Genomic DNA, 4,321 nt, shown 5'->3' on the forward strand with positions numbered 1-4,321 from the left:
CGGCCCGGCTGGGCCGGGGGCGGCGGCTGGGCGGCATCATCCTGCTGGCGGCAGGACTCGTGGCCGCACTGCTTCCGGTGGCGATTCCCGGCACCGGCGGACTGGCGATTGCCGCCTCCAGCGTCCTGCTGCTGATCATCGGTGCAGGCATGCTGGGCCCGTGGATTGTTGCCGGCGTGCTCCGGCTGGCCCGGCCGCTGCTGGGACGCAGCCCGTCGGCGTCGCTGGCACTGGCCGAGGCCAATGCGTCGGCGTTCCCCCGGCGGCTGGCCTCAGGCATTATTCCGTTGGCCCTGGCCATCGCACTGGGTTCGGTACAGCTGTTTATGCCCACCACCGTGGAGACCGAAGCCGACCGGCAGTCCCGGGACGGAATGGTGGCCGACTACGTGGTCAGCGCCCCGGCGTCCGGGGTCTCCCCCGAACTCGCAGCGCAGGTTGCGGATCTGCCCGCGGTGGAAGCCTCGACGCCGGTGGCCCACTCCGCGGTGCTGGCCGACCTGCGGTTCCTTGGCACCGAGGACGGCCTGGAGTCCTACGGCATCCAGGGCGTGGATCCGCAGGGCCTGGACACCACCCTGGACCTTGGCGTGGCCGAGGGATCCCTGGACCGGTTGTCCGAGCCGGAGACCGTGGCGTTGAGTGTGGATCTGGCCCGGGAGTCCGGCGTCGGTCTGGGCGAGGACTTCGCCTTCCACTACGGAGACGGCACCGAGGCGTCCGCCGTCGTCGTGGCCACGTATGAGCGGGGGCTGGGCTTCGGTGACGTGACGGTGGCCAACGAAGCCCTGCTGCAGCACACCACCGCAGGGCTGAACGATTACCTGCTGGTGAGCGCCGACGGCGACGGCGCAGAGCTGGCCGGGCAGCTGGAGGCGCTGGGCCTGACGGCGCTGGACCGGGACGCCGCCGGCGCGCAGGGTGCGGCGGAACGGAAAGCCGAGGCGTGGGTGAACATTGTGGCCATGCTGGTCCTGCTCGGGTACGTGGGCCTGTCCGTGGTGAATTCGCTGGTGATGGCCACGGCCCGCCGCCGGCCGGAGCTGATGCTGCTGCGTTCACTTGGTGCCACGGACCGGCAGCTGCGCCGGATGACCGGCGCGGAATCGCTGCTGCTGGTGGTGGCCGCCGTCGTCCTGGGCACTGCGCTGGCGGTGCCGCCGCTGATGGGTATTGCCGTGAACATCTCGGGGCTGCCGCTGCCCACCATCCAGCCGCTGGTGTACGCAGCCATCGCCGGGGGCGCCGCACTCATCGGGTTCGGCTCGGTCTCCGTGGCCACGCGGGCGGCTCTCCGTCCGGAAGGCCGGGGCTAGGCGGACCAACCTCTCCACAGACAAAGAAACACCCCGGTCCGAGGACCGGGGTGTTTCTTTTTGGCGGAGGATGGGGGATTTGAACCCCCGAGGGCGTTAACCCAACACGCGTTCCAGGCGTGCGCCATAGGCCGCTAGGCGAATCCTCCAGGCTTGCTCCGTAAGAAGCAGATATAAGACTACCCGACACAGGGCCAATCCAACGAATCGTGCGTCGGAGGCCCGTGCCGGGCCGGCCCGGCACGCCGGATCACTCGGCCGGGTCACTCGGGCCGGGCCTGCCGGGCACGGCCGGCTAAGCGCAGCAGGTAGTTGATGACGATGATGCCAAGCCAGGACAGGCTGGCCGCCTGCGGCCCGGCGAGGAACGCCACGGGAATGGATGCGAGGAACACTGCCGGAGTGACGGGAGCGCGGACGGTGGCGTAGGCAGGCAGCCGCGGATCGACGTCGTCCCGGAAGAGGCGGGCATACCGGCAGTAGATCCACAGTCCGGTATTGGCCGCCCCGATCAGCCCCAGCGCAGCGGCATAGATCACGACGCCGAGGACCTGGTCTCCGTAGAAGGACAGCATGTCCGTGGCATAGCCCAGCAGGGCCACGAAAAGCAGCAGGACCAGGTTCAGTTGCTGCAGCCGGCCGGTAAAGCCTTTGAGGAGACGGAACAGGCGGTGATGGCTCAGCCAATAGGCAGCTGTCACCACAAACGACAATACATACGCCCCGAATTCGGGAAGCTGTGCTGCAACAGCGGCTCCGAGCTGGCCGTCCGGAACCTGCGGAACCCGGATGTCCACGGCCAGGAGGGTCATGGCGATGGCGAAGACCGCGTCACTGAAGAACATGGTGCGGTCCAGATCGGGCCCGGCGTTGGCCCGCCGAAAGGTGTTTCCGTTATTGTCCGGCACCGGACCATTGTTGCTGGCTGCGTGCCACAGGTCAGGAGTAGGGCGGTTAAACAGATAAGGATCCGCACATCATTGTGCGGATCCTTATCTTCAACGTATGTCCGGCGGTGACCTACTCTCCCACACCCTCCCGGATGCAGTACCATCGGCGCTGTGGGTCTTAGCTTCCGGGTTCGGAATGGGACCGGGCGTTTCCCCCACGCTATGACCGCCGTAACCCTTGCCCCGGCCGTTTTCGCGGCGGGAAGTTCTGGTTACAACTTTTGTGGTGACAGATGCCCTTTCGGGTTTCTGCTCTACTAGTCTAGCGCGTCTTTGACGGCCCGTTGACCACTTCCGCTGCAGCCGGCGCCCGCGCGCCGCCGTCGTCGTAGTTTCGGCGGTGTTCGATGACTTCGCCCATGTTCTCCTGGGCCCAGTACCGCAGCCCCTGCGCCACCGTATGGAGGGAAAGGCCCAGGGCTGTCAGTTCGTAGGAGACGGTAACCGGGACCGTAGGCACCACAGTGCGCGTCAGCAGCCCGTCCCGCTCCAGCGCCCGCAGGGTCTGGGTGAGCATCTTCTGGCTGACACCCACGAGCTGGCGGGCCAGCTCCGAGTACCGCATCGTCTTCCTGCCGGCCCCGGTACTCCCGGCGGCGTCGCTGCCCAGCGCACTCCCGGCGGTGTCGCTGCCCAGCGCACTCCCGGCGGTGTCGCTGCCCAGCGCACAGAGGACCAGCACCACCCATTTGTCCGAAATGCGATCCAGCAACTGGCGGCTGGGGCATACCGCAAGGAACGCGTTGTACTCCGCTTGGGCCTGGGCCTTTGCCTGCGCCCGCTCGACCGCTTTGGTGCCGCTCACTGGACCTGCCTTCATTGGTGGTTGGTAACGCACTTTAAAGTACCTACTTCCCAAAGGGAAGTAGGTCTCCGACACTTGGAGCTTGCAGACCCCCGTCGAATCGAAAGGCAGCACCGTGAACACACCACCTTCCTCCGCCCCCGCCTCAACCCTTCCCGGCGGGACCTGGACACTTGGCGGTAAGACCGTCTCGCGATTCGGCTACGGCGCCATGCAGCTCGCGGGCCCGGGCGTCATGGGACCTCCGGCAGACCATGCCGGGGCCGTGGCCGTGCTGCGGGCGGCTGTCGAGATGGGCATTACCCACATCGACACCAGCGACGCCTACGGGCCGCACACTGCAAACGAGCTAATCCGCGAAGCACTCCACCCCTACTCCGAGTCCCTGCTGATCGCCACGAAGGTGGGCGCGGAGCGGGATGCCGACGGCGGCTGGCCGGTGTCCCGCGATCCCGCCGCGTTACGGGCCCAGGTGCAGGAGAACCTGCGGACGCTCGGCGTGGAACGCCTCGACCTGGTCAACCTGAGGATGGGCGACGCCGCCGCACCACGGCCCGGCTCACTGGCCGAGGCGCTTCACCCCCTTGTTGAGCTCCAGCAGGAAGGCCTGATCCGGTCCATCGGCGTCAGCAATGTCACCGAGGACCAGGTCGCCGAGGCGCAGGGCCTCACGGAGATTGTCTGTGTGCAGAACATGTACAACCTCGCCCACCGCCAAGATGACGGGCTGATTGACCGGATGGCCGCCGAGGGCATCGCGTATGTCCCGTTCTTCCCGCTGGGCGGTTTTACGCCGTTGCAGTCCCAGGCCCTCAGCCGCGTGGCCGGCCGGCACGGCGCGTCACCCCTCTCGGTCGCGCTGGCGTGGCTGCTGCAGCGCTCCGGGAACATCCTGCTTATTGCCGGTACGTCCTCGGCTGCTCACCTGCGGGAGAACGTTGCCGGCGCCGGCGCGCAGCTGAGCGAAGAAGACATTGCCGAACTGGACGGGATCGCCGGGTAACAGATCCCTGCGGGTTGCACGGTGTCCTGGCTGTTTAAACAGTGCAGGGCCCCGCGCCACTACGGGGCCCTGCGCTGTTCGAGGGGTTAATTTTGGCGGGTTAAACGGGTGAGGGCCCCGCAACCATGCGGGGCCCTCAACCATCAAAATATTGTCCGGCGGTGACCTACTCTCCCACACCCTCCCGGATGCAGTACCATCGGCGCTGTGGGTCTTAGCTTCCGGGTTCGGAATGGGACCGGGCGTT

Annotated in this window: 4 protein-coding genes, 1 tRNA gene and 2 rRNA genes; 2 read left to right on the top strand and 5 right to left on the bottom strand. The window is 67.1% G+C overall.

The annotated features are described in order from the left end of the window. On the top strand, positions 1 to 1,316 hold a 1,316-nt coding region (locus AC5RUF_RS16205; protein WP_494131275.1), incomplete at its 5' end, for an FtsX-like permease family protein. 61 nt (positions 1,317 to 1,377) lie between these two features. On the opposite strand, the gene AC5RUF_RS16210 is transcribed toward AC5RUF_RS16205, so the two are convergent. The 4 genes from AC5RUF_RS16210 to AC5RUF_RS16225 all read right to left on the bottom strand — a co-directional run bounded on the left by AC5RUF_RS16210 (position 1,378) and on the right by AC5RUF_RS16225 (position 3,071). After that, a tRNA-Ser gene (locus AC5RUF_RS16210) sits at positions 1,378 to 1,465 on the bottom strand. 114 nt (positions 1,466 to 1,579) lie between these two features. Then, a complete protein-coding gene (locus AC5RUF_RS16215; RefSeq protein ID WP_494131276.1) occupies positions 1,580 to 2,224 on the bottom strand; it encodes a TMEM175 family protein in 645 nt (214 codons plus the stop codon). 99 nt (positions 2,225 to 2,323) lie between these two features. Next, positions 2,324 to 2,440: ribosomal RNA gene (gene rrf / locus AC5RUF_RS16220) — 5S ribosomal RNA — on the bottom strand. Between the two features lie 88 nt (positions 2,441 to 2,528). Further along, positions 2,529 to 3,071, bottom strand: coding sequence for a winged helix-turn-helix transcriptional regulator (locus AC5RUF_RS16225; RefSeq protein ID WP_493997830.1), 543 nt, complete (start codon positions 3,069 to 3,071; stop codon positions 2,529 to 2,531). Positions 3,072 to 3,186: 115 nt separating this feature from the next. On the opposite strand from AC5RUF_RS16225, the gene AC5RUF_RS16230 reads away from it, so the two are divergent. Continuing rightward, positions 3,187 to 4,074 (top strand): oxidoreductase, encoded by an 888-nt coding sequence (locus AC5RUF_RS16230; protein ID WP_494131277.1) that lies wholly within the window; start codon positions 3,187 to 3,189, stop codon positions 4,072 to 4,074. 153 nt (positions 4,075 to 4,227) lie between these two features. On the opposite strand, the gene rrf (AC5RUF_RS16235) is transcribed toward AC5RUF_RS16230, so the two are convergent. Continuing rightward, positions 4,228 to 4,321, bottom strand: a 5S ribosomal RNA gene (rrf, locus tag AC5RUF_RS16235); the annotation flags it as partial.

This window comes from Arthrobacter sp. Y3224198, assembly GCF_059090025.1.